At 63.5% G+C, this 25600-nt stretch carries 25 protein-coding genes; 11 read left to right on the top strand and 14 right to left on the bottom strand.

All coding sequences use genetic code 11. From position 1 onward, the window contains the following. Position 1: 1 nt before the first annotated feature. Positions 2-997 (bottom strand): dTDP-glucose 4,6-dehydratase, encoded by a 996-nt coding sequence (gene rfbB / locus BO226_RS25035; protein WP_071936593.1) that lies wholly within the window; start codon positions 995-997, stop codon positions 2-4. 276 nt (positions 998-1273) lie between these two features. Between rfbB and BO226_RS25030 the strand changes: the two genes are divergently transcribed. Beyond that, entirely contained in the window at positions 1274-1738 is a 465-nt protein-coding gene (locus BO226_RS25030; RefSeq protein WP_083543765.1) for a GNAT family N-acetyltransferase, read from the top strand. A 422-nt stretch (positions 1739-2160) separates the two neighbouring features. Here BO226_RS25030 and BO226_RS25025 read toward each other — a convergent pair whose 3' ends face one another. The 4 genes from BO226_RS25025 to BO226_RS25010 form a co-directional block, all read right to left on the bottom strand. Continuing rightward, positions 2161-3189, bottom strand: coding sequence for a tyrosine-type recombinase/integrase (locus BO226_RS25025; protein WP_071936591.1), 1029 nt, complete (start codon positions 3187-3189; stop codon positions 2161-2163). Between the two features lie 29 nt (positions 3190-3218). Beyond that, a complete protein-coding gene (locus tag BO226_RS27390) occupies positions 3219-3785 on the bottom strand; it encodes a hypothetical protein (protein WP_156895394.1) in 567 nt (188 codons plus the stop codon). Between the two features lie 1117 nt (positions 3786-4902). Beyond that, entirely contained in the window at positions 4903-6342 is a 1440-nt protein-coding gene (locus BO226_RS25015; RefSeq protein WP_071934730.1) for an IS1380 family transposase, read from the bottom strand. A gap of 97 nt (positions 6343-6439) precedes the next feature. Continuing rightward, entirely contained in the window at positions 6440-6991 is a 552-nt protein-coding gene (locus BO226_RS25010; RefSeq protein ID WP_071936589.1) for a restriction endonuclease, read from the bottom strand. A gap of 199 nt (positions 6992-7190) precedes the next feature. Here BO226_RS25010 and BO226_RS27385 point away from each other — a divergent pair, with 199 nt between their 5' ends. Further along, on the top strand, positions 7191-7343 hold the full coding sequence (locus BO226_RS27385) for a hypothetical protein (RefSeq protein ID WP_156895393.1): 153 nt from the start codon (positions 7191-7193) through the stop codon (positions 7341-7343). 105 nt (positions 7344-7448) lie between these two features. On the opposite strand, the gene BO226_RS25005 is transcribed toward BO226_RS27385, so the two are convergent. Next, the gene (locus BO226_RS25005; protein WP_071936588.1) at positions 7449-7778 is read right to left on the bottom strand and encodes a hypothetical protein; all 330 of its coding nucleotides are present in this window, start codon (positions 7776-7778) and stop codon (positions 7449-7451) included. A 179-nt stretch (positions 7779-7957) separates the two neighbouring features. Here BO226_RS25005 and BO226_RS25000 point away from each other — a divergent pair, with 179 nt between their 5' ends. Beyond that, positions 7958-8260, top strand: coding sequence for an FAS1-like dehydratase domain-containing protein (locus BO226_RS25000; RefSeq protein WP_071936587.1), 303 nt, complete (start codon positions 7958-7960; stop codon positions 8258-8260). A gap of 85 nt (positions 8261-8345) precedes the next feature. Continuing rightward, positions 8346-8651, top strand: a complete 306-nt coding sequence (locus tag BO226_RS24995) for a hypothetical protein (protein ID WP_071936586.1) — start codon at positions 8346-8348, stop codon at positions 8649-8651. Positions 8652-8862: 211 nt separating this feature from the next. Here BO226_RS24995 and BO226_RS24990 read toward each other — a convergent pair whose 3' ends face one another. The 5 genes from BO226_RS24990 to BO226_RS24965 all read right to left on the bottom strand — a co-directional run bounded on the left by BO226_RS24990 (position 8863) and on the right by BO226_RS24965 (position 14332). After that, positions 8863-9546, bottom strand: coding sequence for a hypothetical protein (locus BO226_RS24990; protein ID WP_071936585.1), 684 nt, complete (start codon positions 9544-9546; stop codon positions 8863-8865). Between the two features lie 63 nt (positions 9547-9609). Further along, positions 9610-10932, bottom strand: coding sequence for a hypothetical protein (locus BO226_RS24985; protein WP_071936584.1), 1323 nt, complete (start codon positions 10930-10932; stop codon positions 9610-9612). A 397-nt stretch (positions 10933-11329) separates the two neighbouring features. After that, positions 11330-12004: a hypothetical protein gene (locus BO226_RS27380; protein WP_156895392.1), complete on the bottom strand. Its 675-nt coding sequence runs from the start codon at positions 12002-12004 to the stop codon at positions 11330-11332. Positions 12005-12241: 237 nt separating this feature from the next. Next, positions 12242-13216: a DUF932 domain-containing protein gene (locus tag BO226_RS24970; RefSeq protein WP_175428155.1), complete on the bottom strand. Its 975-nt coding sequence runs from the start codon at positions 13214-13216 to the stop codon at positions 12242-12244. Between the two features lie 270 nt (positions 13217-13486). Further along, on the bottom strand, positions 13487-14332 hold the full coding sequence (locus BO226_RS24965) for a hypothetical protein (protein WP_156895391.1): 846 nt from the start codon (positions 14330-14332) through the stop codon (positions 13487-13489). Between the two features lie 601 nt (positions 14333-14933). Here BO226_RS24965 and BO226_RS24955 point away from each other — a divergent pair. After that, a complete protein-coding gene (locus BO226_RS24955; RefSeq protein WP_071936579.1) occupies positions 14934-15680 on the top strand; it encodes a hypothetical protein in 747 nt (248 codons plus the stop codon). 103 nt (positions 15681-15783) lie between these two features. On the opposite strand, the gene BO226_RS24950 is transcribed toward BO226_RS24955, so the two are convergent. The 3 genes from BO226_RS24950 to BO226_RS24940 are packed head-to-tail and all read right to left on the bottom strand — an operon-like array spanning position 15784 to position 18265. Further along, positions 15784-16164 carry a hypothetical protein gene (locus tag BO226_RS24950; protein WP_064257086.1) on the bottom strand — a complete coding sequence of 127 codons (381 nt, stop codon included), beginning with the start codon at positions 16162-16164 and terminating at the stop codon, positions 15784-15786. A 58-nt stretch (positions 16165-16222) separates the two neighbouring features. Further along, positions 16223-17611 (bottom strand): replicative DNA helicase, encoded by a 1389-nt coding sequence (locus BO226_RS24945; protein WP_198040690.1) that lies wholly within the window; start codon positions 17609-17611, stop codon positions 16223-16225. Between the two features lie 54 nt (positions 17612-17665). Then, a complete protein-coding gene (locus BO226_RS24940) occupies positions 17666-18265 on the bottom strand; it encodes a RusA family crossover junction endodeoxyribonuclease (RefSeq protein WP_156666148.1) in 600 nt (199 codons plus the stop codon). Between the two features lie 478 nt (positions 18266-18743). Here BO226_RS24940 and BO226_RS24935 point away from each other — a divergent pair, with 478 nt between their 5' ends. From BO226_RS24935 to BO226_RS24910, 6 genes are all read left to right on the top strand, one after another. Next, on the top strand, positions 18744-20417 hold the full coding sequence (locus BO226_RS24935; RefSeq protein WP_071936576.1) for a hypothetical protein: 1674 nt from the start codon (positions 18744-18746) through the stop codon (positions 20415-20417). A gap of 68 nt (positions 20418-20485) precedes the next feature. Continuing rightward, the gene (locus tag BO226_RS24930; protein WP_071936575.1) at positions 20486-20995 is read left to right on the top strand and encodes a single-stranded DNA-binding protein; all 510 of its coding nucleotides are present in this window, start codon (positions 20486-20488) and stop codon (positions 20993-20995) included. 232 nt (positions 20996-21227) lie between these two features. After that, the gene (locus BO226_RS24925) at positions 21228-23978 is read left to right on the top strand and encodes an FtsK/SpoIIIE domain-containing protein (RefSeq protein ID WP_071936574.1); all 2751 of its coding nucleotides are present in this window, start codon (positions 21228-21230) and stop codon (positions 23976-23978) included. Between the two features lie 132 nt (positions 23979-24110). Next, entirely contained in the window at positions 24111-25064 is a 954-nt protein-coding gene (locus tag BO226_RS24920; protein ID WP_071936573.1) for an FtsK/SpoIIIE domain-containing protein, read from the top strand. 40 nt (positions 25065-25104) lie between these two features. Further along, complete coding sequence (locus BO226_RS24915) at positions 25105-25338, top strand: hypothetical protein (RefSeq protein ID WP_064257079.1); 234 nt, start codon at positions 25105-25107, stop codon at positions 25336-25338. Further along, on the top strand, positions 25335-25544 hold the full coding sequence (locus BO226_RS24910; protein ID WP_064257078.1) for a hypothetical protein: 210 nt from the start codon (positions 25335-25337) through the stop codon (positions 25542-25544). Before BO226_RS24915 ends, BO226_RS24910 begins: the two co-directional genes overlap by 4 nt. Positions 25545-25600: the final 56 nt, after the last annotated feature.

The following is a 25600-nucleotide window of genomic DNA, read 5'->3' as shown; positions in this document are numbered from 1 at the left end:
GCTACTGCCCGGTGCGCGCGTATCCGGCCTCGGTCGCGGCCTTCGCCGGACGCCACCACTCGGGGTGCTCGCGGTACCACTGCACGGTCGCCTCGAGGCCGCTGCGGAAGTCCCGATAGCGCGGCTCCCACCCCAGCTCGGTGCGCAGCCGCGTCGAATCGATCGCGTACCGCAGGTCGTGGCCGGGCCGGTCCGGGACGAAGTCGAAGTCGTCGGCGGATCGTCCGAAGATCTCGAGCAGCATCGCGATGACGGTGCGGTTGTCGACCTCGCCGTCCGCACCGATCAGGTACGTCTCCCCGATCCGCCCCTTCTCGAGGACGGTCCACACGGCGCGGTTGTGATCGTCGACGTGAATCCAGTCGCGCACATTGCGACCCTGCCCGTAGAGCTTGGGGCGGACGCCGTCGAGCAGGTTGGTGATCTGCCGCGGAATGAACTTCTCCACGTGCTGGAAGGGGCCGTAGTTGTTGGAGCAGTTCGACAGCGTCGCCCGGATCCCGAACGACCGCGTCCAGGCCCGCACCAGCATGTCACTCGACGCCTTCGTCGACGAGTAGGGACTGGACGGGTTGTAGGCGGTGGACTCGGTGAACCGGGCCGGGTCGTGCAGGTCGAGGTCGCCGTACACCTCGTCGGTGGAGATGTGGTGGTAGCGGACGTCGTAGTCGCGGACTGCCTGCAGCAGCGTGAACGTGCCTACCACGTTGGTGCGCACGAACGGCCACGGGTCGGCCAGAGAGTTGTCGTTGTGCGACTCGGCGGCGAAGTGCACAACGGCGTCGGCGTCGGCCACCAGGCGGTTCACCACGTCGGCGTCGGCGATGTCGCCGTGGATGAAGTGGATCTTGTCGGCCACCGCGTCGAGCGAAGACTTGGTGCCGGCGTACGTCAATGCGTCCAGCACCGTGACCCGGACGTCGGGGCGTTCCGCGACGGTCTGGTGGACGAAGTTGGCACCGATGAATCCGGCGCCACCGGTGACGAGCAGCCTCATACAGCGGACGGTACTCCACCGAACACTATTTCGGCATTGGATGTTTCACCGGGTCAGATAGAGCAACGACGCGGCCGTAAACGTAACCGCTGCCGACTGCGAAAGGGACTGATGTAGGACCAGGTGACACTGTCACCGAATCGTGCAGCAGTCCCCATCAGCGCGAACCGGCGTCGCTGACAACCCACGGGACCCAACTCCGACCGGCCGCACCACCTACCCATTCCTGTCCGTCTCGACCACCACGGACCGGTGTGGGTTGTAGCGTTGCGTGCCATGCCGAGCTTCGTCGTCGAACCGACAAGTATCGACGTCGAAGGTGTCGTCGATCTACTCGATCTTGCCGTCGGAGGCACCGACGCTGAGCGTCTCGGCCGCGTCCGGGCCCGTTACCTCGCCGGGCCGGCCGAACTGGCCGCAGTGTTCCTGGAAGGCTCTGTTGTCGGCGTCGTCGGTTACCTCGGTCATCCCGGTGGTCGCGATATGCCTCGTCGAGTCGAGCTGCTGCATATCGCGACCGCTCGTTGCCGGCAGCGCACAGGCATAGGTACCGCGATGATCCGGTGGGTTCAAGCCCGGTATCCCGGCGATCCGATCGAGGCCCAGACAGATCGTGACGGTGTCGGCTTCTACCGATCGGTCGGCTTCGCGATCGAATCGCTCGGTGAGCTGTATCCCGGCGTCGAACGGTTTCGGGTGGTCCTGGAACCCTCCACTGAGTCGGATACCGCTCGACCATGATGAGGCGCACGCTCGACTTCGGCAGCGCGCTGTCCCCCGGTTGGTCGAGGCTCGACGAGCGGGGTCGGTACTGCGAACCCCCGGCAACGGGGAGATCGTCGAGTTCGTCCGGGAACAGCGAGCGCAGGACGGAGGGTCGTTGGGTCTGCGATCCGGCCGGTTCGCTCGTATCGTGCGGTTGGGACCCGCGGCTTCCCCAACTCCCTCGACGGTGACGCGCCTGGGGTCCCGGATGCGGCCGTCAGGATTTCCCCGGCATGTTTCGGAACCCCGATACCGACCGGTGCTGCGCCGAGGCACCCGCCACGCCGGACTCAGCCCCCGAGCAGTAGTCGCCGTCCTTCGCAGCAGCCAACCCAGGTGAGCTTTACCAACCCCCACCCCACGCTGTCCGATCGAGTCAGGGGATCGGCGCGGTCACGTCAGTGCCTCGTCTCGTTCTTCTCGATGAGCCGATAGACCGGGTTGGTTGCCGAGGCTGCGCGGGTTTCCTTGCCGGCGCCTTGGGTGTAACGCTGCGTGGTGGTCATCGACTCGTGCCCGAGCAGTCGCATCAGGGTGTAGATGTTGACGTCACTATCGGCCAGTGAGGTCGCGAAGGTGTGCCGGAGCTGGTGCACCAGAGCTCCTTTCGCGCGCTGTCCGTTGACGCCGGCCCGGCGATAGGCGCGCTCGACCCGGTACTGGATGGTGGGTGCGGTGATGCGTTCCCCATCGGCACCGAGGAAGAGCGGATCGATGGCTCGTAGGCGGCGCCAGGGCGAGGCGGTGGGGGAGGTGCGGGCCTTGCCGCTGCCGGGGAATCGCTGCAGGCGCGAGTCGAGATAGGACGTGAGCACGTCGACGAGGGCGGGCTCGGCGGTGAGGACGCGTTGCTTGTTTCCCTTGCCGTGCACGGTGATGGCCTTGAGCCGGCCGGTGTCATCGAGATCGCGGAAGTCCCCGATGTTGAGGGTGACCAGCTCGGACAGGCGGCATCCGGTGAGCAGTGCGGTGAGGACGATGGCGAGGTCGCGTTCTCGCCAGGCGTGCGCGTTGTCGTCCTTGTCCGTGGTCAGCGCGGTGATCAGTTTCTCGACCGCGTCCTGGTCGAAGGCCTTCGGTACGGTCTTGGTGACCTTGGGGCGCAGGACCGCATCCATCGGGTTCGCGACGATCAGATCCGAGGTGAACAGGTAGCTGCACAGGGCGTTCCATGTCGACCAGCAGCGCCGGATCGAGGCGGGGGAGTGCGTGTCGGCGTAGGCCGCGAACGCCGCGCGTATCCGGTCCTTGTCGACCACATTGCAGGCCAGGTCGTCGGCCGGAACACCGGTGTGGGCGGCGAGAAGATCGGCGATTGCGGTGAAATCCTGCTGATAGGCCTTGAGGGTGGCCGCCGACGGCTTGCCCGTGCTGCGGTAGACGAGGAACTCTCCGAACCGATCGGCGAGACTTCCGAGGTGGGTCATGGGGTGACTTTCACGATCCTCGATGCTGACTAGCGCTCTCGTATGTGTCGGTGGCTATCGAATAGTCGTGCCGCTGCTTGCGCGAAACTCTCAGAGACAGCGGCAGGCATTTCGTCCGAGTTGGCGGGGCGGAATATCAACTTGCCACTGTCGTCGCGTCCGATATTTCTACCGCCAATCTGTAATTGACCACGGTGCACCTGCTGACCCGTATCGGTAAGGGTAAATCCGCTTCCGAGCCTGCCGATGTAGTTCGTGCCCGACGAGTACTCCCATAGGGCCCCTGCCGTGGTAATCAATGCGAGGTAACGGAGATATTCAGGCGAGCGGTCGTTCATGCGATCGTGTACCACCGACAGCGCGTAGCCTTGCGGAGACCAGGCAGGGCTGTACCAGCGATGTTCGTTGAGCCGGTATTTTCTCGGTGAAACCCCTTTAGCTTCAAGGTAATCACGGAACTCTATGCAGAGTTGCCAGACCTCTCGTGCGAGATTGGGAGAGTAAGGACCTAAGTTCATCGCAGCCGCGGAGCGCCGCTGCCTCTCTTGGTGTTTCTCATTAGCCAGACGGTCAACACGCTCGCTGAAACTCTCCATCTGACTCCTCTTTCGTACTGTCCAGGCAAGTCGGCGAGACTTCCGACGTTGGGCATGCGGTGCTCTTGTGCCAATGGTGGCAGGTCAGTTGGGGTCTGGACGCTCTGCCGGACGCGGACGTACGCGTATGCGCGTGTCGCCAGCAGGATGGTCGAGCTCAACGGGACGGGAAGCCTGACCGCCCAGGAGGACGCGGCCGCGAGCGCTGCCATGCCGAACATCAGCGCTCCGCATGCCAGGATGAAGAGGGCGGCCACTTTCGGTCGCGCTACGGCTCCACAGGCGCCCAAACAGCAGTAGCAGCGCTCCGAGGAGCAGGAAGAACATCAAGGTACGTGGCCTCCTGACTATGGTCAGTCGCGATCGAGGAGCGGTAGCACTCGATCGATCCTTGCTAGATAATATAGATTATCTAGCAGATCTTGCGAGGAGGTGGGTGCGTAGCCATAACGAACGCCACCACACAGAGACCGCTCAGTCGTGCTTCGACATCGGAATTCCAGCGGCCCGGAGCACTGGTCCTAGTTCAGGATGAAGCGTGACCTGGTGGTCGAGGTCGACTTCCATCAGGTGTTTCCAAAGCCGAGCCTGAGACACATGTCGAGTCGGCCGGCCTTCGGCGTCAACGAGTCCAAGAGACGCTTCCAGTGAGCCTGGTATCCAGAGTAGTTCGGCCCTACCACCTTCAGCGTTGACACGATCCACGAGTTCTTGGACGTCGCGACCAACTCTGACTCCCGCCTCGTCATCCTCGATGATCGCCACGAACGGTATGGGCGCGCTAGAGGCATTGAGTACCGCGTCGATCGTCGGCGCCATATTTGACGGCCCCGAAGTGGCTATCAGCTCCACTGGTTCGGTGGCATTCCGGGTTTCACGCAGAATGTCTAAGGCTTGCCGATCAACGGGGCCTTCGACGAAGACGATCGTCGGTCGCTGCCCGACGGCCTCCCCCGCGTATCGGGTAGTTAAGCCTCAATGCACCGAGCGTCTGATGCTGTCGTCGTGGCTTCCATTGCACGACTTGGGACAGGGTGTGGACATGGACGATCTTCCGACCTTCGATGTCGGGTTGTTCCACTGGTCTTTCGAGTCGTTGGCGGGCAGGGAGTGTCTGTTAGCCGAGAATCGGTCGGTTTCGTCCGAACACCGTGTCGAACAGGGCGTTCCACCCCGATTCCCACGGCCACTGTTGGGGTAGATGCAACGTCAACCGGCGCGCCGACGACGCGATCCGAGCAGGGACCGACACAATGGTCCGCCGGACAGTTCCGGTGGTGGCCTTGACCAGCTTCGGATCGCCTGTGACGGTAGCCGCGGCGCGGGTGAGGTTGAACGCCATCACCGCGCAGACCAGCCACGCAGCATTGGCAGTGAACCGAGACGACGGCAAATGAGCGAGCGCGGAGCTCTTCAGGTCCGCGTGGACCTGCTCGATGATCGCGTGATGGCGGTGGAGCTTGTCGGCGGCGACGGCATCGAGATCGGTGGCGTCGACGGTGGTGAAGAAGGCATGAAACCGCCAGACGTCGAACAATTCGCCCTGGCCCTGGTCCTTCTTCGGCCGCAGGTCGGGGATACGCCGTACGATCAACCGCCCCGGAACCCGGTGGGTCTTCTTCTTCGAGGCGAACGCGGTGAACGGTATCTCCGCGACCTCGGCAGCCGAGATCCAGCGTTCGGTGTCGTGGTCGTAGATCGCGTTGGTGTACTCGATCGGAGTCCACGCATCCTCGTCGATCGAGGCGATCGCGGTCTTGATGGGTGAGGTCAGGCGCACGGTGACCGAGACGTCGGCGCCGCCGCGCAGCGCCGCCCCGATGGTGGGATATCCGTAGAACGCCGAGTCGGCCCGCACCAGCGGTCTGGGCGTGGCCTGTGCCGTGGTTCGCGCCCCTGGGCCGGCGGTAGCTGTGTGCAGGTGCGCGACGGTGGTCAGGGTGTCGGCGATCATCCGGGCTGCTCCACGCGCTGATCCGCAGGACCCTTTGCGCAGACGCTGTCCGACGATCACCGGGGCCGCGGTGTCGGTGGTGACCGTGGTGATCAGCGCGTTCAGTCCGCGGACCCCGGAATAGCCGTATCCGGAACCCTGTTTGCCGTGCCCGTGCACTTCGATGATCGAATCGTCGATGTCGACCAGCACGCGTTCGGTGTCGATCCCGGCCACCAGCGGAGTTCTGGTGGCCAGTCCGCGCAGGAACCGGGAGGCAACGGCGTCGAGTTGCCGAACGTGCCCGAAGGTGAAGGTGCGCAGGAACGACCCCAGCGTCGACGGTGCGTACGGGCGGTCGAAGAGTGTTCCCATCGCCCCGTGCCGTAGTAATGCCATGTCGGCGATGCTGTCCGCGCCGGCGACCATTCCCGCGACGAGTGCTCCGATCTTGTCGCCGGAGTGAGCACCCTTGTCGGTGGGAACGCTGAGGTGTTCGTCGGCGAGAGCCTGCAGGCCGCAGTTCTGCGCCAGACCCATGATCGGAACCAGCCCAGCGGTCGACACGAGATTCGGATCGTCGAACCTCGCCGCAGCGACGGGCCGGGTGTGAGAGAGTTGCATCTACGAGATGCCCTTCGTTGTGGCCGAATTGTTTCTGTGAGAAGTTCAATTCTTTCACTACGACAGGGCATTTCGCCGTTACGACTCGCCCATCACATCAGCCTGATCGGTGCATCCAGGTTAAGAGACTGCCGAGCTGAGCGAAGGGAGTGCAGGACTCTGCCGCAGCGCGCAGCTTCAAACGAATAGCCTCCGCAATACCGATCCTGTTCTTGATCACGAGGTCGACGTCGGCACGATCGAAGAGCACGAGATTTAGGTCTTTTCCAGCTATCAACGCATCGACGGCGTCTGTGCTGTAACCGCTCATGCTGAAAAATAGGCCGATTGTGCCGGTCAGCTTACCGTCAACCTTGCCCTTGAACTGATACAGGCTGGAGGCTGGGTGGGCTGCGGACGTCCACTTGGCTTCGAACAGGTACGTTCGGCCATCCAGCCAGATCGAGCCGTCCACCTCCTCCCCTGTCGGGCGATAGCTTGCTCGCGGCTTGAGCCCGTCTTCGTTGAACATCTCGATGAGCGCGCCCTCGAATTCGCGGCCCCGATCCGCTTTCTCTGCTTTCGTCGCGGTTGGAGGAAGCTCATGGGCAGCCGAGAACCATTTCCGCCACCCACCGGCGGCCGCGACCGCTTCGCGGGCCCCGCTCATCGGGCACCCGACTCGGTTGCGGTAGCGACGCAGGTGCGTCGGGACAGGTTTCGTAGATGCACGCCTTCATTCTCGGCATAGGCAGAGCAGTACGTGCGGCCGGGTCCGTAGTCTATGTTTCGTGGAAGACGAGCTGCATCTCCGAGAGTCCTGGCCAGCATCAACTCTTACAGGTGAGCCGTCGATCCAAGAGCTGTCGATGACCGTCAACCGAGAGGAAGACGGCAGCGCAATCTTCACGGGGATGATCGGGCATCCCGACTGTCCACCCGCGGATTGCGAGCACTTCCAGTTCGTACTCGATCCCGAACGGGTCACCCAGCTCGTTGCGTACCTCTCGTCGCGCGATTGATCGCAGGGTCGGGCGGAACGAACGTCGGATCGTTCATGTTTGAAGTGGGATGACGGGTCGGGCTAGCGTGAATCCTGAACGACTGGCCGCCGTCGAGTAGTGCGATCAGAGAGTGCTGAGCCAGCATCCGAGCGCGAGCCGGGCTGCAGAACAGGGATCTGTGCGGTCGACTGGCACGGATGTGTCAGTCAACGTCACCCTTGTCGAGTTCCCTTCACTGTCACGATTATTGGCCTGCGAACGCACCTCCACGACCGCGTTTCCTGCCGAACCTTTGCACATCTGAAGGTAGGGCGAGAACCCCGGATAGCTGTTCGACAGCCACAGCCTCAACCTGTCGTCGCTGACACCCAGGTCGAGTTCGTCGGGATGATCGTTTGCTTCGTTCGCGAGTGCGATGAACGCGTCGGGGATCGTGATGTACGGATCGGCCATCGTTCCTCCTACTGCAGAGGCAGGCCCATGCCTGCGGTTGACGGGAGCGACGTTAGGGACGTCGGCAACACGGTGTTGCAGTGTCTTCTCGCTGGAGTTAGCGGGACCCGTCTGCGATCGAGCGCGAACAACCCAGAGGCCCTCGTCCCCGCCCGCCTCACCGTCGATAGTCTCGAGCGATGCCACCACTGAACCCCAACCTCGCCGGCCGGGTCTTCCCGCCGACGACATACCTCGTCGGCCGCGAGAAGGTTCGCGAGTTCGCCCGCGCCGTGCGCGCGACGAACCCGCTGCACCACGACGTCGAGGCATCCCGGGCCGCCGGCTTCGCAGATGTCATCGCGCCGACAACTCTCATCACCGTCGTACAGTCCCCCTCAGTGGCCCAGCTCGTCGAGCCTCCGGACGCTGGGACTCCCCCGCCTCGTCCAAGTCTTGTGAGGATCGAATATCGTCGCTGGTGGGAGCTAGCACCCCGGTAACGACCATCGTCGTCACCGAGCGTGCTGGCTGCTCCATCCCCTTTCAGATTTCGTCCGTACTTCGCCGGTGAGGAAGAACGTGGGTATGAGTAATGAACGTGTCGTCCCTGATCAGCACGAGGCGCTTGAGCTCGTCTCGCTGTTCTGCGGCACCGATGCGAGGTGGGCCGGCGAGCGAGTGATTCGCGCGTCCATGATGAACCCGTTCACTCGGCAGCCCATCGATGTGCGGGCACAGTACGACGGCAGTGCCGAGGATGAGGGGTGGGTTGTCCAATTTTTCGAGGACTACGACGCAGCAGATCGAAACCGGCTCGGTGGCCAACGAGCCCCAGAGCTAGCGGAAGCCATCATCGGCGCGTGGGCGGCGCTGAGAGACGTTTCTCGATAGTCACGACTGGCTCGAACGTAATGGACGCCATCCCGGGCGTCCACGCGAAGGGAAAGAGGCGGCCTCACCAGAGGACTCGGCGCGTTCCACGAAGTCATCTATGCACGACGGCAGTATCCACACCTACTGAGGCGGGTCTGTGGCTGGTACTCCGCGTGTCCGGTCGCCACCAGGACGACCCCCACCGCGCATCTACCGACGTTCGATCGTGTCACTCGGACAGTGAACCGCACGTCTCGGATGATCTGGTGCGCAGTCGTCGTAGTCGAGCGTCGACGGTGGTGGTGCGGTGCTGATTGATCCAGCTGTGAACAGCCGTCTTGTACAGCTCGGGGCTTGCTGGGGTCAGCAACGTTTCGGCTGCTGCGAGACCGGCGACGCTGGTCGCTTCGGTGTCGGCGGCCCAGGTGCGTTCCTGGAATCGGTGGCGGCGGTACCGGAGCAGCCAAGCACCGCCTGTGGCGAGGAAGGCCGCAGCGACGAGGGCGACGAGGCGGCCAGCGGAGTCGTTGTCATCGGTGAATGTGGTGATGGTGCAGAGCAGCGCAAGGAGGAGCAGCAGGATCGGTGTCGTATAGCCGGGCCGGTGCTGGCGGAGCGGATACCTGGCCCATGACAAGGCGTGCACGGTAAGCCACTGGCCTTCTGCAGTGCCGGTGTGGGTTTCGAGGTCGGTGCGGCGAACTGCAAGTACCGGCACCGCAGCGGTGTTGACACTGCGCCTCTCGACGCGGGTGGGGCCGCGCTCGATGAGTTCGGCATGGTCGATTGATGGGTAGCGGTGCTGCGAAGACGCGAATCGTGCCTGTTGGGTGGTGGCGATGGTAGCTGTGACGGCCCACCAGTCCAGCGGAGTCGTGCGGGTGGCGGTTCCGGTTGCGCGTGTTTTTGGCATGGACGCCTTTCGTGGAAGTGGGTGAGAGTGCGGCGCTGGGTTGGTCGGTGTTGTGGGGACTTCTTATTTGTGCTGCTCGCGCCAGAATCCGAGCAGTCCTCGGGCTGTGGCAAGCGCGTTGTTGTAGGCGCCGTTCATGGCGGGGTGGTCGATGCCGTGCGCTGCGGTGAAGTCCGCGAGGGTGCCACCCGATCTGTCGATTCGTTCGGTCAACCGTCGGGTGTCGATGACTCGGGGCGCGGTGACTCCGTTTGCGGCGAGGAACTGACGTTGTCGGCTGCCGTCGTGGGCCACCAATGTGGTGTTGGGATCGTCGAGGAGCGCTTGCAGGCGGGCTTTGCTGCGGGAGTCCCCGAATTGAGGTTGTCCATGTATTTCGTCGTAACGGAGATGGTGGGTGCCGGTGCCGATGGTGCGAGCGGCGCGGGGGTCGATGCCGTGCAGCTCGTTGATGCGGTCGGTGATCTCGCCCCGGCTGGTGATCACGACGATCCCTGAGTTGACGATTTCACTGCATCCCGGTGAGGGGGTGTTGGTCGTCAGATCGACGACGACGAATCGCCGGTCGTTGTCCGCGGCTGGGTTGTAGTTGCGATACAGGCCACGTATGGCGTCGTCGGGCTTTGTGCCGGAGGTTATCTCGGCGCTGATCATCTCGGAGGCTTGTTCGGTGCTGATCCCGCGATACGCAGCGAGGTCGGACACAGCGATGTGGTTGTTTCGGCGCTCATCTTCGGTCGCCGGTTCCATCACCCAGGTGTAGTCGCGAGATGCCGAGTTCGTTTCGGCCGGCGCGGTCGCATGTGGCTTGGAAGGAGACTCGACAGCTGGCGGTGAGTCCTCGGCCGGCGTGGTGCCGGATAGTTCTCTGACCCGTGCTGCGTAGGCGTCGGTGATTGTTGTGTGCGCGGCGAGATCGTCTTCAGCGATGAGTCGGGCGCAGTAGGCATCGTAGAGCTGGGACCGGGCGGAGGTGAGAGCGTCAGCGTCGTCGCTGTTCTCTACGGTCGCCCAGCGTTGTTCTGCGACTTTCTCGATGGATCGGGCCTGGTCACAGGCGGTGAGTAGACGGTGGTGTTCGGGTGAGTTGATGCGTTCGTGGAGTAGCGCTTGTGCTTGTTCGATGTCGAGCTCGGCGGCGTGCTCGACCGCAGCGGTGAGAGCGTCGGCGCGTTCCATGCGTAGGTACTGGCCGGAAGCTGTGTCGGCTTCCCACTCGTGGAACGCTGCTTCTGCAGCGAGGTCCGCAGTGTCGGCGTTGTCGTTGTGCCATTCAAGGTTGGCGTCGGCCACGGCGTGTTCGATGGCGACGTAGTCGTCGTAGGTGCCGGGGTCGAGGCCCAGTTGGCGTGAGTGACGGGCGAACTCTTCGTACTGTTCGCGCAAGGAGTCTTGAGGTGGGCCGAATTGTGGTGACCCAGTGTGGAGGGTTACTTGTTCCTCGGGTGTGAGGGGCTCGCCCATAACAGCTTTGCGTTGCAGTTCGAGGAGTTCGAGGTGAGCCTCGTCGAAGGTGCATTCGGCGGACAGGGCATCTGCGTAGGCGGCTGCTTTGATGGAGGCAGCTGCCGTCCGGGCGCTTCGTGCGGCGGCGTCTGCTGAGCACCTGCGTGGTCCTCCGGGTTCGTTGGCGCCGATACACACGTGCGCTCCCCTCCCTCCACCCGGTCAACGAATGAGCGGTCGCCTCGTTCGAGTGGTGATGCGTGTCTCCGATACGACAGACCGTAGCGGGTGGGGTTCGGGTGATCGGGGGTCTCGATTCACGCGACGTTTGCGGTTGTCATCGGTGTCCTGTGGTCAGCGAGTCGACGATGGCGCCATAGTGTCGGCCGAGCCAGCGGCGGAGCTTGGCGTCCTCAACCGGTTTGGTTATGGCAGCGGGCAGAACTGTAGAGAGTGCGAGGCCTTCCCGAGTGATCAGGCTGGTGGGGATGTTGACGTTGGTACGTAGGCGTCGGCCAGTGTCGCTGGGGCGGGCCAACCGAACGGAGAGGGTTTCTGTCGAGTGGTCGACGCTGTGCCTGTACGTGCCGGTGATGGCCAAGTGGAGGGTCCAGGAGATGAACCCCTCCCCTGTTCCGATCGGGCATGCCTGCAGCGGACCGTCGCCGGGCCGGTGTCCCCATTTGGCAGTGCGAGCGCGGTATTCCATGGCTGCATCGAGTTCGGCCTGAACGTGGAGGCGTTGCAGATGGCGGACCTCCGCGGCGGGCCGGCGGCGTAGCAGCGCCAATTCGAGTGCTCTCAAGGAGGAGGCCAGTCCGTCAGGAGTGGCTCGGTGTTCGGCGGCTGCTTCGGCGTGTGCTTCGGCGAGGCGCCGGCTGCGCTCGTGGGCTGCGGCGGCTTCGTGTCGGAGACGTGCCAGCCGTTTCCGGGTCGCTGCGATCTCAGCGTCGAGGCGGGCGAGCTGGTCACCATCGGCGGCGGGGCTGGGTGGGATAGCGGACGCCGTCATCGGTGCCTTTCCGTCAGTGAGGGGTCGTGAGCGCTTCACACCGTATGCGGCCCGGTTCCGGGGATTGGTCGTGGCGCTCCCCGCTGTGGATCCAGTCCCCTGCGTTGAGCAGTGGTGATGCTCTGCGGGCCGCGTTGATCTCGAGTTCGGTGGACAGTTCTGCGCTCGCGCACCGGAGATGAAGCGGAAACGTCTGGAGCCCACCCCGCGTACGGGGTGGGCTCCGGCAGTCCCAGATTAGGCAGGCTGCAGCAGGCGGAATGCGTTCTGCTTCGTGCCGACCGAGTCCGGGTTGTTGAACTGACGCGCGGCCCGCGCCTGATCTGCCGTTTCACCTGCGCTGGTGCGCACGCTGCGACCCCAGTCCTCCCACTCGATGACTGCGTTCAGCGCCGCCCAGTGAGTCATACGCCCCTCTTCCTGCGTGGGAGCACTGCGGAACAGTTGCAGCAGGTCCGCACGGCGAGTCTCCCAACGGGTGACCGCTGCCTTCTTCGCCTCGTCCGGCTTCGGGTACAGGGTGTCGATGTAGGCGATGAACTCTGCGAGGGTCATCGACCGTGAGATCAGCATCTCCCCGATGGCTGCGAACTCTTTCGCGTACCGCATTGCGCCCTGCAACAGCACCTTTGCTGCGTCCATGCGGTCGTGCGCCGACGCCGTGTGAGGAATCGACCACCGCTGCGCACTCCCGAGCCCGATCGTCATACCGTTGGTGCACACGAGACGTTTTCCGGTGACTTCACCGACGATGCTGCCGGACCCGTCGTGCGATGTCCGGAACACGATGCCGAAGTCCACAAGATCCGAACCACCGACTCGCACACGAGCTTCCGGAAGGTCCATCGTCAGGAAGGTCTTGCGTCCGTGCTCGAGTTCACCAGCGTGCGCGAAGGTCGCCCCGAGCAGACGCGCGTCGTCGGCGAGCGCGAACGCCTGAGCGTTGGAAACTGGGGTGTAGCGCGAACCGACAACGGCAAGTCCCTGATAGGTGTCGTCACGCATGATCATGCGCATCCCTGGCAGGGAAGTGCTGATCACACCCGATTCTCCGAGCAAGGTCATGTTGTCGGTGTCGTGCACGGTCAGACCCCAATCGAGTCCTGCCGTGCGCAGCGCCTCGGCAGCGCTGGTGGCCGACCCGATGTCCGTACCGAGCACTGCCTGTGCGGGGAGCCGGTGTGCAGCGCGGGGAAGAGTAGAAGCAGACATGTTGTCCTCCAAGTGGTTGGGCCCGGGTGGGCTTCGTGAACTCCGATGCCACGAATATTGCCCGGCTGCCACGGCAAGCGCGGCACGACCAACTCCATGCGACTTGCGTTTTCGCAGCTCACCCACCTGCCGGCACATCGACTGCGGCGGACAGGATCACGCTGAAATTGGAGAGTTGTCGCTGTGATCGTTGCTCAACACTGGCCCCCAGTCATCGCTCCCCACCACTCACCTGCTGCATATCCAGCTCGGCAGTGGTGAAAGCGGCCGCTATTCCTGAGGAGGTCGCGCCGGTGGTGTGAAGCCGCCCGCGTCAAGGACCTGATGCGCCGCGGAGATCTGCCCGGTGAGCACGTCGATGCAGTCATCGCGGGCAGGCAAAGGCATAGCTACCGCAACGCCGAGCAATTTCTCACGTGCCGCTGGTTCCAATAACCGCCAATCGAGTTCTGCAACCTGATCAGCCAGGTCCACCAGTGCAGTCGATGCGGCCTGCAGAGCTCGGAGTCGTTCGGACAGTGCCTGATCGGCTACGTCGAAGTCCGCCGCGGTCACTTCTCCTAGTTCGTGCTGGCCTGCACTCGATCTTTCGATGTTGTTGACGATCCTCGTCATCTGGTCCAGCTCGCACGCCATCCGAATTACCTGCCATGTTGCTGCTGCGAGATGCCGGGCGATGACGTCAGGATCACCCAGACTGCCGTGCTCGTATGCGACCGACGTGAGAATCCGGTTCTGCGCCGCGGCCGCGCGATCACCGTATTCCCGCACTGAGGCATCGACCATTCTCCCGCGATGGAGGATGCGGGGACCGACCTCGTCGTCCAGCGCCGCCACTGCGTCGCGAGCTTCATCAAGACGACGCTGATATGCACGACGCACACACAGCACGGATCCGGCCGGCACTGCCGCTGCCGCCATCACCGCGGGAATCGCACCGAGCGGACCGACGAGCACCACGAACAGGACAGCCGCACATACGAGGCCTGCCGACCACAGGTACATGTCCACCTGATCGTGCCATCGGCTCAGCTGCGCGTACCGGCGATCAACCGGGTGGTTGCTACGGAACGGGTTGGTGACGGTCGTCCACGTTCTCCAACTCATGGTGCTCACGTCAGCGCCTTCCAGCTCGTCTCAGTGCCGGCCGAGGCGGCTTAGCGTCCTCATCCAAGGCCTGACGGTGCGCCTCCTCGGCCAGCATCGGGTAGGTCTCTGCAATTGCACGCAGTACGCGCCCTTTGATCACGGCTCCGACCGCAGCTCTGTCCTCGGGTGACGCCGTATCGCTGATGAAATCTCGGTGCGCGTCGTAAGAGCTACATGCGTGCCGTAGATAGTTCACGCAGATGCGGGCCACGAACCTCTCGTCAGAGGTGTAATCCGCTGCACGCTTGTCCGGATTTCGAGTGTTGTAGTGCGCGACGGACAATCGAATCAGACGCAGAACGGGCATCGTGGGGACACTGACGTCGACAATCCGTGCAGCCGCGAGCAGATCACGCCGTGATGCCAGCGGCTTCGGTGGGGCGGAAGCGCCGGGACGGCGTCGCGTGGACAGTCGCTCGCTCACAATCGCACCTCTCTGGAAGAGCACTACGCGGGAAGTCATCATGCCGACCGTCGTTCGGGCGAACAGTCCCTCATGAGCACTCGAACGCCCGAACCGGGGTTGTCACGATGAGGCCCACGCATCGACACATACGAGGGGAAGAACATGCGCGAGCGGATCGCAGCGGTGAACCGATGGATGGGCGAGCATCGGAAGGTCACGCTGAGTTCAGTAGCGGCCATCGTGGTCGCTGTCGTAGCGATCACCGCTCTGGTCCAGTTCGGGCGTGGCGACACCGAGGTCGACATGCATGCGTTCGATGAGCAGATCTTGACGATCAACGACATTCCGGCACGCACATTCATCGGGTGGGAAGAACAGGATGTCGAGGTACGGCCCACACCGGCGCGGACGCCGGCAGGCATGTCCGCACCCGACAACGGACAGTGCGTTCCCGGCGGTGACCTGCAAACCCGCGTGCAGGAGATGGTGGTCACCGGCACGAAATGGTCGGGTGCTCGGTTCGTGACTCCCGCCGCGGCCCAGGTCATCAATGTGCAGTTGTCGAACTCGTCGAATGCAGATCCCGCGGTCATCGACACCTGGCTCGACGAATGCATGACGACACGGCTGGTGTCCGATAGCGGAACCGAGGAACAACTACGTTTGTCGTCGTTGCCGGTCACCGCTGCGTTCTATCGACTCGACGAGGCCAGGGTGTACGCGGTCACCGTGAGCGGTGAGCGCACCATGACCACGATGTACGGGTGGGGACGGGCTCAGGACACGACCATCCAGGTCGACTACACGTTTGCTGGTGAACCGAATGACCAGGCCATCGCACAATTCGATGTGGTGTGGCGCGCGCAGGCCGGCAAGCTCGTCGGTATGCAGGAGGCGGGATTGCTGTAGATCCCCGCGGTGCAGCCTTCGTGGACGGCTCACCGGACTCCCTATAACGCTGGTGCCCCACCTTCGATGAGCTGAGGGTGGGGCACCAGCGTTCGTTTCGGTTCTAGCGGGTCGACGCGGTGATGATCTCGTGGGGCAGGCCGCATGCATCGGTCGAGTCGATGCGTGGTTCGTTGATGTCTGCCAGAGGCTGGGTAACCCCGAGCTGCCCTGTGCGGCTGTACTCGGACACTTCGAGGGCTGCCGTGATCTGGTCCGGGGTCAAGCCCGCACGGTGCTGGTCGAGTACGAACTCGGTGTACGGAAGGCACACCCACTGTGTGACGGCGCTGGGGCCCGACAGGTCGGTGAACGATTCAGCTACTGCGGCGTTCCATTTGACGAACCAGACGGCGGCAGATCCGAGAATCAGAGCGCTCGCGAGTGCTGCTGCCGCTGTGATGATCTGTGCGTTCGTGCTTTTGGGTCTGACAGTGGTCGACATACGTGTCTCCTCCAATGGTAGGTGCATGCTGCGGTGAAATATCCACGAGGCGTGGTGGTTAGCCGTTGCCTCCGGCGAACTGTCTCGGTCGGGGTTCTGAGGTACGTGCGAACTCGCCGAGGAATGTTCTGGGGAATGCCCAACCAGCGCGGCCATGCCGGTTTTTGAGGCCGAGAACGGTCAGCTCGTCCGGAGTTTCGGTAGCGCCGTGAGGATCGACGGCATGAGGGCGATGGAGTGCGAGGATGAGATCTGCCGCTTCCTCGAGACCACCGGAGCCTTTGAGTTCGCTTGCCTTCGGCGGCCGGTCTGCCTCGGCCGAATTGCGGTTGAACTGCGCCGCCGCAACGACGTGGATGTTCATGTCCTTTGATAGGGCCTTGAATCCGTTGGCGATGTCAGAGATCTGCTGCGCACGAGGCTGCGAGGCCTGTTGTGGATCGGCGGCTTCGGTCAGCTGGATGAAGTCCTCGAACATGACATGCAGATCACCGCCGTTGGCCTGGAACTTCTTCCTCGCGGCGGCAGCCACCCGACGCATCCGAGGAAGGGTGCGAGTGGTGTCGTCGATCACCAGATTCCAGGAGGCCACTTCGGCCATGGCTTCGGAGACTTTGTCCCATGACAGCTCTGACAGTTGGCTGGGATCCTTAAGCTTTTCGCGATGCAGATTGGCGCACTGGCCGACGACGAGTAGCTCGGTGATCTCCGCCGCGGTCTGTTCGAGAGTGAAGAAGATGACTCCGGCGCCGGACGAACATGCTGCCCGCACCCAGTCGACGATCGCGGTGGTCTTTCCGCTGCCTGGTCGAGCAGCGAGAATGGTGAGCCGACCAGGTTTGAGTCCCTTGACCAGCGCCATGCTGTCCTGGCCTCCATCGAGGTCGTTCCAACCGGTGGGGACACCGTCGAGACCGTCGGCGCCTTTCTCCAGTCTCACCTGCAACGCATCGCGCAGTTCCTGTACTTGCTCGCCGATGTCTGGAGTGGTGGTGGACTGGAAGGACGGGGTGTCGAAGGCATCGGCCAGCCGTGCCTGGACTTCGTCGACGGAGGCGAGCCGGCCGTCTCGTAGCAGGTCGAGGGTCTGCTCCAGTTGGGTGGTCAGGCGTCGCATGTGCTCGCGATTCGCCAAGGTTTCGAGATGTTGCTGTGGCGCGCGGGCGGACGCCGACAACGACACATTCGTCATTGCTGCAAGCTTGGACGCTCCGCCTACCTGGGCAATCAGATCACGTTCGGTGAGGGCAGCAGCGACGGTAGGCAGATCCACTGGGCGAGCGTCAGAGAACAGCGCGCAGATCACCTGGAACACCGTGCGATGTGCTTCGTCGGTGAACGCAGCGGGCGACAACGCTGATGTCGCCTGGGACAACAACGTCTCGTCGTCGCCTTCGAGTAGACGGCCGAGCAATACTTGTTCCGCTACGAAGATGGATTCACTCACGCCCTGAACCCTCACTGGTCATCCGCCGTGACGCGGCATCGTCGAGTGCCCTGCTCATACCGCGGCCCTCCGCAGGCCAACCGCATCTCGCAGCTCCCCCACCTCTGGGGGAAACGCATCGGGCCGACGCAGTGTCGAATTAGGAAACGGTGGGGTGTCGACATCCAATGAAGAGATCCGGATGACCGCACCTGGCCACGGCAACGCCCACGGATGAGTATGACCGGGGCACGGATACGTCTTGGCCGCTAGCGAATCGACGATCCTGCAGTCATCGGTCAGCAGCTTGAAGCGTCGTGCCCGCAACTTCGTGGTCTCTCCTGCCTTCCGGTCGTCGCGCGGCGATAACGCGTCCTGGACAGCGCGCAGCAGCTTGTCGACATCGGGAGTGGTCATCGGTGCGCATCGCGGAACCATGCCGTGTTCGATCGGTTCGACGGCCGAGATGTTCACCCGCGACGGGGCCGGCACGGTCAAAGCGACGTGCAACCGCACCGGTCCGTCGATCGGTGTCCAGTCCGAACCGCCGATACGCAGGGCTTCCCGAGTGATGGTGTCGCGCCACGCGCGCAGTTTCGGTCCGTTCTCGTGTTTGATCACTCCCGCCGCGACTGCGCGCATCGAGCCCTGCGTGACGGGTGTTCCCCCTACCACCAGCCACAGCGTGTGCTGGGGCGCGTGGAGCAGTCCCCCTCGGTGAGAGTCCCGGAGTCTTGAGTCGGACAGTGCACTGCTGCTCTGCGCCGTGACCTTCGCTGGTTTCTGCGCCGGCAGCTCTGCGACCGAGGTGTGGCGGCACTGGCTACAGCGCTGCCGTGTCACCGGAATTAGCGCACCTTGGCAGGCCGGGCACAGTCGGTGGGTTCCGCCAGCAAGCAAGGCATCAGCGTTCATGTCCCGGAATGTAAAACCCGCCGTTCCGGGGTTGTCGCGCGTTGCGTAGCGCTCGGGGGTGCAGTCCACACCGCCTGGCGGAGGCCACACTTCGAACCGTTCGCGGGACGGAAGTGGACCGTAACCAGCGCCGATACCGTGTGGTGCCGCACGTGTCAGTCGGTCCCGCCACTATTTGCTCATCACACATCACGAGCCCGCCCTACGACGCGGAGCCGAACAGATCAGGGAGAGAAGGATGCCGGAGCAGTTCACACGACAGGCTCACAACACTTCGTATGTCGCGTACACGAAGGATCCTTCGAAGAAGCCGGTCGCCGTGCAGGTCGGAACCGAGGTAGAAAACCTGCCCGTGTACTCGCAGGTGTACATCCGCGAGTTCGTATCCATCGAGGTCGACAGCATCGACGCCGCCCGGTCGCAGGAGCAGCGGTCTCCGTCGCTGTATGTGAAGTTCAATGCTGCGTCAGCGAAGAACGAAAACGGCGAACCGATTGGTCTCCGTGAGAATTTCGGTGCGTCGATTCAGGCTGGCGGGGAACTCGAGCGCGCGATTCGCCATGCCCTCAGCAACCGTATCCCGCTGTATGTCGCTATCGAAACCAAGCGCAAGTACCGCAACGCCGATAAGGAGATCGTGTCGTATCTGACACCGATCAACGACCTGCGTGGTGCCCAGAAAGACGGGAAGGGAACCGAAAGGTCAGCGAGCATGACTCGGTCGAATTGTTCGAACGTTGTCGTGGTCGTCGGGCCAGCGGATAACCCGAACAGCAACCTCATTTCCAGTGAGGCAGTGACGAACCCGTTGCAGTGGAACATGTTCCGCAGTAACCACGAGGGCGACTTGATCCCGGCTGGATTCATCAGAGCCATCGACGCGGAAGGCAATCCCACCGGTGCGATCATCGAACGCGCCAGCGCCCCTGCACCGTCGGCGGCCACCGTCGACGTCGACGTCGACGCGCTCGCGGAGGCGGTCGCGGCACGAATCCTGGCATCTTCCGGACCGAATGGTGCCCCACAGGCGCCCGGTGCTCGTCCCCCACTGCGCAATGCGCACGCCATGGAAGCCAAGCCGTGGGATCCGTTCAACTCCGACGGTCGGGTCAATGCAGGCTCGTACCTGATCTCGGGTTGGCGCAACACGTGGGCTGGCGCGATGATCCTGCTCGAGAACGCCATCTACAACGAGCAGATGCTTGCCGAACAGGAACAACGCCAGCCGCACCTGCTCGACATGTCCGCGTTGACCATGGCAGCAACGAACCTGACCACATTGCTTCTGGTCATGGCTGACCAGGTGCAGGCAGCTGTCGTGGGCCAGGCCAAGCGCATGGACCGCTCTCACGGTGAAGCAGGCAAGTGGATCCACCAGATCGCTTCCCGGCTGGTTCCGTTCGAGCTGACAATGCTCTCGGACGACACCGCTCGCGCTACCTGGCGCAAGACGGTCGTTGCGCAGGCTACTGCCGCGTTCGGTGGTGCTCTGCAGTCCGTCGGCGCGTACCTCGACGAGCAGTACGGCACCGCTGCCCCGGTCAACGACGCTTCGCGATCGGCATCCCGACAGGCTGAGCATCAGGCCCGGCGGGATGAGTCCGCCGCGGCACCGGAGCCGACACGTGGCGCTACTCAGGGTTCCGAGACGGTTGCGGCTACGACGGTCACCTCCGCCGCCGCCGACGCGGAGCTGATGCAGCGTTGGCGCAACCTCCTCACCCGGTGCAAACTGGCCGGTCACGAGCATTTGGTTGCTCCGTTCTTGGTCAAGGTGTGCCACACGGCCGACCTGACACAAGTCGCAGCAGAGAACTTCGCTGAGCGCATCGCCATCTGGGAGGACCAGCCCCAACGGTTCATCGATGCTGCCCGTACCGCGTACGAAGCCACCCAACCGAAGACTGCCTGACAGCACACAGGGCGGCACCACCCGGCACCGCCTCAGCACGTCGTCACCCAATGAAAGAAGGAAAAGCCATGGCAGGCGATACCGTCATCACCGTGATCGGCAACCTCACCGCCGATCCGGAACTCCGATTCACCCCGGCCGGCGCTGCAGTCGCGAACTTCACCGTTGCGTCGACTCCGCGCGTGTTCGACCGCCAGTCCAACGAGTGGAAGGACGGTGAAGCACTGTTCCTGCGCTGCAATCTGTGGCGGGAAGCAGCCGAGAACGTCGCCGAGAGTCTTTCTCGGGGTTCGCGGGTGATCGTGCAGGGACGACTCAAGCAGCGTTCGTACGAAACCCGAGAAGGTGAGAAGCGCACCGTCGTCGAACTCGAAGTCGACGAGATCGGCCCGAGCCTCCGTTACGCCACCGCCAAGGTTCAGCGCAGCGGCGCACGCTCCAACAGCAGCAACGGCAACGCTGGAAGTGGCGGCCAGGGCGCGGCCCGCCAGCAGAACACCAGCGGTGGGGCACCGTCGGACGACCCCTGGGGCAACGCCTCTCCCTCCTTCGGCGCGGACGACGAACCGCCCTTCTGATCCGTCGACATCAGGCCGGTCGCGCGCAGTCTGCGTTCGACCGGCCTGATGCTGTCCACCGCACACCGGTCATCGACGCTGCCGACCACCAGAACGACACTTGCAATCATTCCCCCACGGCTACCAGGAAAGGGGAATCGCGGTGGCACGCAATCGACGCGGCAACGCAATCAGAAGCCGTCTCCAGCAACAGCTCGGCGACTGGGCCAGGCGCCTTCTCACAGACTGGGCTGTGCTGACGTGGACAGCCGATTCCACCCGCGTCGGTCCCGTGCCGATCACGGCTTTGAACTGGGCGTTGTTGGTCGTCGCCGTCGTTGTTGGCTACCAGCTGCCACAACACCGCATGTGGGTAGCGCTCGCCGGCGCTGTATGGCTGCTGGCGACTCTCGTGCGTGCAGGAGTTGTCATGCCCCGACGACGCGCCACCCTCGATGCGGTCTACGCGAACCTGCAGAAGATCGCGGTGTTGCCGACCAGCACACTCAGCCGCCCGGTCAGCCCCTCCCAGTACGTCACCGGCGTGAAGTGGTCCTCCGGTCGTGCCTTCCGGTCCGCGCAGCTGACGATCGGTGCCACCTGCCCGGCAGCGAGCGCCCAACTGCTGCGGCCGACCCTTGAGCGCGCTATCGAGCAGAACGCGCCCGCGCCCGCCCAGCAGGAATGGGTATTCGACTGGCCCAAGGCCAATACCGTCGAGTTCACCGCGGTTGACAGCGACGATCCCCGCCTGACGCAGCAGCAGGTGGCCCGCAGAATCGGTGAGGCCTTCAAATCCCTGTTCCGGCTCACTCCCCGCACAGCAGGAGACGGCTATGCCCTCGACATCACCGGATGGTCCGATGAAACCCGGGCAGATGGCCACACTGTGCCCATCCCGACCCAGATGCAGTTCGCGGCCGGCTCTCACGACCTGACCGATCCAGGATTCCGGGACAGCATCGAGCGCGGCTTCGACCGGCTTGTCTCCTGCCCTGGCGAGTGGATCTACCAGTGGGACATCAACAGTCAGCTACTCGGCATCACTCGTCAGGCCCGCGGTTCGTTGCCGGCACGCCGAAAGCTCAACGAGCGCAAGTTCGCCGACGATGTGCGTTCGGCCATCACCAAACCGGGGAAAGACCCTGTCGTTGCTGAGGTGATTGATTGGGTCGATGAAGAGTCGGATCAGCCAGCGAGGATCAGCGTGGACTTCGGCACCCTACCGTTGGGTGAGAGGAAACTCCGTGACCGCTTCGAGGACAGCCTCGATGCGCTCATGCAGTCGCGGTGGCCGGATGCTCGCTTGTTGTTCGATTGGCAGTTCGACGGCGGCGCGACCCGACTCGATATCGAATCTGTCAGGCATGACGACGACAGGGCCAAGAGGAAATCGGTCGAAAAGAAGCTTCGCAACGTCGTCGAGTCGAAGTTCGGTCGTGCCAGCACTCCTGTCGATTGCGACATCCTCGAGTGGCAAGAGGGCCTGTCTGCGACCGGGGAGGCGCTGCCCCGCGTCGCACGCGTGAACTTCGGTTCCGTCGATGTCAACAAGCGCGAAACCCGCGACGAGTTCCAAGAGCACTGGGACTCTCTGGCAACGCACAACGACTGGCACTACGCGTGGAAGCCTGCAGAGGGCATCGTCACGATGACCGCTGTACCGAGACTGCCCGAACAGCTCGCGTTCCCCAGTCCTGGAAGTCCTGAATTCGACGAATCGATTCGGCTTGCACGCAACGGCATCCTGCGGTTCGGGCCGCAGAAGGGCGGCGGGTGGCTGGACTGGGATCTCAATGAAACTCCGCACGGCCTAGTCGGCGGAAAGACAGGCTCGGGGAAGTCGGTCGCCTTGTCGATCGTGCTGTTCTACGCAATGGTCCTGCCCGACGTGTACGAGGTGATCGTGTGCGACCCGAAGCGCACCGACTTCACGTGGACCCCGGAGTTCCCCTCGGTGGTTCGCTTCGCGGCGACCGACACGGAGATCGTCGCGGCCGTCGGATTGGCCAAACAGTCGATGGATCAGCGGCAGACGATGCTGAACAAGCTGCAGATTCGGAAGCTGCAGTGGGTGCGTGACCGCTACGCCACCGACCCTGAACTGGAACGCGAGCACGGTCCAGTCCCCAAGCGGCTCATTTTGTTCTTCGATGAGATCGCGGACTTCCTCGCCAAGAGCTCCAACAGCGACATCGAGGAACTCAAAGACGAAGCCCGAGCCGATCTCGAGTCGATCGCTCGGCTCGGCCGCGCGATCGAGGTGAACATCATCGCGGCGGCCCAGAAACCCGACGCGAAGATCATCTCGACTCAGCTCCGCTCTCAGCTCGGGTTCCGACTCGGAGTCGGTCCCCTTGACCAGTACGAGTCGCAGCAGATCCTCAACTCCGACCACGGCACCCGATTCCCGGACGCAGGAACGCCGAAGGGACGCGCATGGGCGTACGACCCGAAGAACGGCTACCGGCAGACACAGGTGATGTTCCTTCCGGACGACACCATGGTGTGCCCGTGGGATCCGGCCCTGACATTGACCGGGGCCAAGGACATGGCTCGTGACCGTCTCGCCGAACTCGGCTTCGCCCAGGTGATGATCACCAACAACGACGGCGGACAGGAACCTCGCTGGGTGCGAGTTGAGAACGACGACGACGCCCCTGCCGTCGACACGGCAGACACCGCGGGCCCTACGCCGGTCGAGCTGTCCGAGGATGCAACCCCTGTCTCGATGGAGAAAGACACCGCACCACCGATCGAGCCATGGGCCGAACTCACCGGTGCGACGGAACAGTTCGAGCCGGACAACGAGTGGGCGTTCGACGAAGCAGAACCGACCGGAGACACAGAACCGAACCTTGCGGACCCAGCGTTGGGACATCACACGGCATCTGCGGTGAAGCCAGCGCACGACGACAACCTCGACGGCTGGCCGATCTCGGCGCCGGCCACCACATCTGCTCCCTCGACCGCATCGGCAGCGAACGACCCATGGTCCCTGTGACGCCCATCAGTGCCACCCGGACTCCGCGCAGCGGCCTCCTCACACCGTCACCCAACACACACAGTCTTCCCCGCCCGACCTGATCCCCGACTCCCCCGACCGCGTTCCTCAGGAACTCGACGAAAGGCAACCGTGAACGCAGCGCTTTCCATACCCGACTCCCTCGCCTTCCCCGAACCTGGTACCCCTGAGTTCGACACCGCGATCGACCTCGCTTGCCAGGGCGTCCTCCGCATCGGGGCCACATCTGACGGCTGGTTGGACTGGGACCTCAACGGAACACCGCACGGACTGCTCGCCGGACGCGTCGGCACGGGCATGACGATCGCATTGAGTGTCATCTTGTTCTACGCCAAGTACCTGCCGGACCTGTACGACCTCTACATCTGCGACCCGTCGGGGGCCGGATTCGGACGGTCAGCTGAGTTCCCGAACGTGCACGTCGCACAGTCCCCGGCTGAGATCGCCGACGCCGCCCGACAGGTCTGCACGCGTGCTTCGGAGCGTCGTGATCCGCGTTCTTCTGATGGGGACAGCTCCGCGACCGCTCACGGTCCAAGCGGTGAGGGCGCGAAGCGGGTGCTGTTCGTCTTCGACGCCGTCGAGGCGGTGCTGGATTCAGCGTTCGACCCGAGCATCGCAGATGTCCTCGATGACCTGCGCAGCTATCTCGAGACGATCGCAGCCTCCGCGGGAACGACCGGCGTGCATCTCATCCTCGCCACCCAACGCCCCTCCGCCCAGGTCGTGTACCCACGGCTCCGCGATCTTCTCGGATTCCGTCTCGCACTCGGCCGACTCCACATCGAGGACTCCCGGCTGCTCTTCTACTCGGATCAGACCGAACGCCAGGCCGTCAGTCCTGACATCAGAGGGCGGGGCCTGGCGTACGACCCCGAGAACGGCTACCAGCAGACACAGGTGATGTTCCTTCCCGACGACACCATGGTGTGTCCATGGGAACCCGACCGAGTCCTGCTGGGCGCCACTCAGATGATCCGCAGTCACCTGCCTTCCCTCGGCTACACCGTCACCGACTCCGCAAACGCGGACGGACGCCCCGTTCACAGCTGGCGGCGGCTGTGACTCCATCACTCAACTCCGCACCGCAATAAGGGGCCAACTCATGATCAAACGCATTGTCGTCGTGTTTCTCACCCTCGGTGTGCTGTGGGGTGTTGGCACGTGGGCCGGCGACGGTGAACCGATGCTGACGTCCGCGTGGTTCTCAGCGATGCACGACAAGGTCACCTCCCTCGTCGATGGCAGCGAACAGACCGTCACAGACAAGCTGCCGACTCCTCAGCTCGACCTTGAACTGCCCCCAGCAACGGACGATCCGGAAGGAACAACGCCGTGAAACTGCTCGGCTGGGGTCTGGTGGTTCTCCTCGTCATAGGTGTCACGAAGGGAACCTTCAACGTCGACCTGTCGTCGGGCGGCAACGCCGTGGCAGAGATCGTCGGCAGTGTTCTCGCCGGGATACGTGACACCACGATCATGCTGATCCCGAACATCATTGAAGGCATCAAGACCATGGTCGACCAGGTCCCTGACGCGGCCTGACCAAACCCAACCGAAGCCCTCGGTAGTCCGGACACGATGGGTCGGGCCTACCGAGG

It is taken from the genome of Rhodococcus sp. 2G, assembly GCF_001886355.1.
Classification (GTDB): Bacteria; Actinomycetota; Actinomycetes; order Mycobacteriales; family Mycobacteriaceae; genus Rhodococcus; species Rhodococcus pyridinivorans.
The sequence above is the reverse complement of the archived record's forward strand: the minus strand, read 5'-3'. Positions and strand labels throughout refer to the sequence as shown.

Coding starts and splice junctions, on each gene's coding strand:
- rfbB (WP_071936593.1), bottom strand. CDS start 997: ATGAGGCTGCTCGTCACCGGTGGCGCCGGATTCATCGGTGCCAACTTC.
- BO226_RS25030 (WP_083543765.1), top strand. CDS start 1,274: ATGCCGAGCTTCGTCGTCGAACCGACAAGTATCGACGTCGAAGGTGTC.
- BO226_RS25025 (WP_071936591.1), bottom strand. CDS start 3,189: ATGACCCACCTCGGAAGTCTCGCCGATCGGTTCGGAGAGTTCCTCGTC.
- BO226_RS27390 (WP_156895394.1), bottom strand. CDS start 3,785: ATGGAGAGTTTCAGCGAGCGTGTTGACCGTCTGGCTAATGAGAAACAC.
- BO226_RS25015 (WP_071934730.1), bottom strand. CDS start 6,342: ATGCAACTCTCTCACACCCGGCCCGTCGCTGCGGCGAGGTTCGACGAT.
- BO226_RS25010 (WP_071936589.1), bottom strand. CDS start 6,991: ATGAGCGGGGCCCGCGAAGCGGTCGCGGCCGCCGGTGGGTGGCGGAAA.
- BO226_RS27385 (WP_156895393.1), top strand. CDS start 7,191: ATGACCGTCAACCGAGAGGAAGACGGCAGCGCAATCTTCACGGGGATG.
- BO226_RS25005 (WP_071936588.1), bottom strand. CDS start 7,778: ATGGCCGATCCGTACATCACGATCCCCGACGCGTTCATCGCACTCGCG.
- BO226_RS25000 (WP_071936587.1), top strand. CDS start 7,958: ATGCCACCACTGAACCCCAACCTCGCCGGCCGGGTCTTCCCGCCGACG.
- BO226_RS24995 (WP_071936586.1), top strand. CDS start 8,346: ATGAGTAATGAACGTGTCGTCCCTGATCAGCACGAGGCGCTTGAGCTC.
- BO226_RS24990 (WP_071936585.1), bottom strand. CDS start 9,546: ATGCCAAAAACACGCGCAACCGGAACCGCCACCCGCACGACTCCGCTG.
- BO226_RS27380 (WP_156895392.1), bottom strand. CDS start 12,004: ATGACGGCGTCCGCTATCCCACCCAGCCCCGCCGCCGATGGTGACCAG.
- BO226_RS24970 (WP_175428155.1), bottom strand. CDS start 13,216: ATGTCTGCTTCTACTCTTCCCCGCGCTGCACACCGGCTCCCCGCACAG.
- BO226_RS24955 (WP_071936579.1), top strand. CDS start 14,934: ATGCGCGAGCGGATCGCAGCGGTGAACCGATGGATGGGCGAGCATCGG.
- BO226_RS24950 (WP_064257086.1), bottom strand. CDS start 16,164: ATGTCGACCACTGTCAGACCCAAAAGCACGAACGCACAGATCATCACA.
- BO226_RS24935 (WP_071936576.1), top strand. CDS start 18,744: ATGCCGGAGCAGTTCACACGACAGGCTCACAACACTTCGTATGTCGCG.
- BO226_RS24930 (WP_071936575.1), top strand. CDS start 20,486: ATGGCAGGCGATACCGTCATCACCGTGATCGGCAACCTCACCGCCGAT.
- BO226_RS24915 (WP_064257079.1), top strand. CDS start 25,105: ATGATCAAACGCATTGTCGTCGTGTTTCTCACCCTCGGTGTGCTGTGG.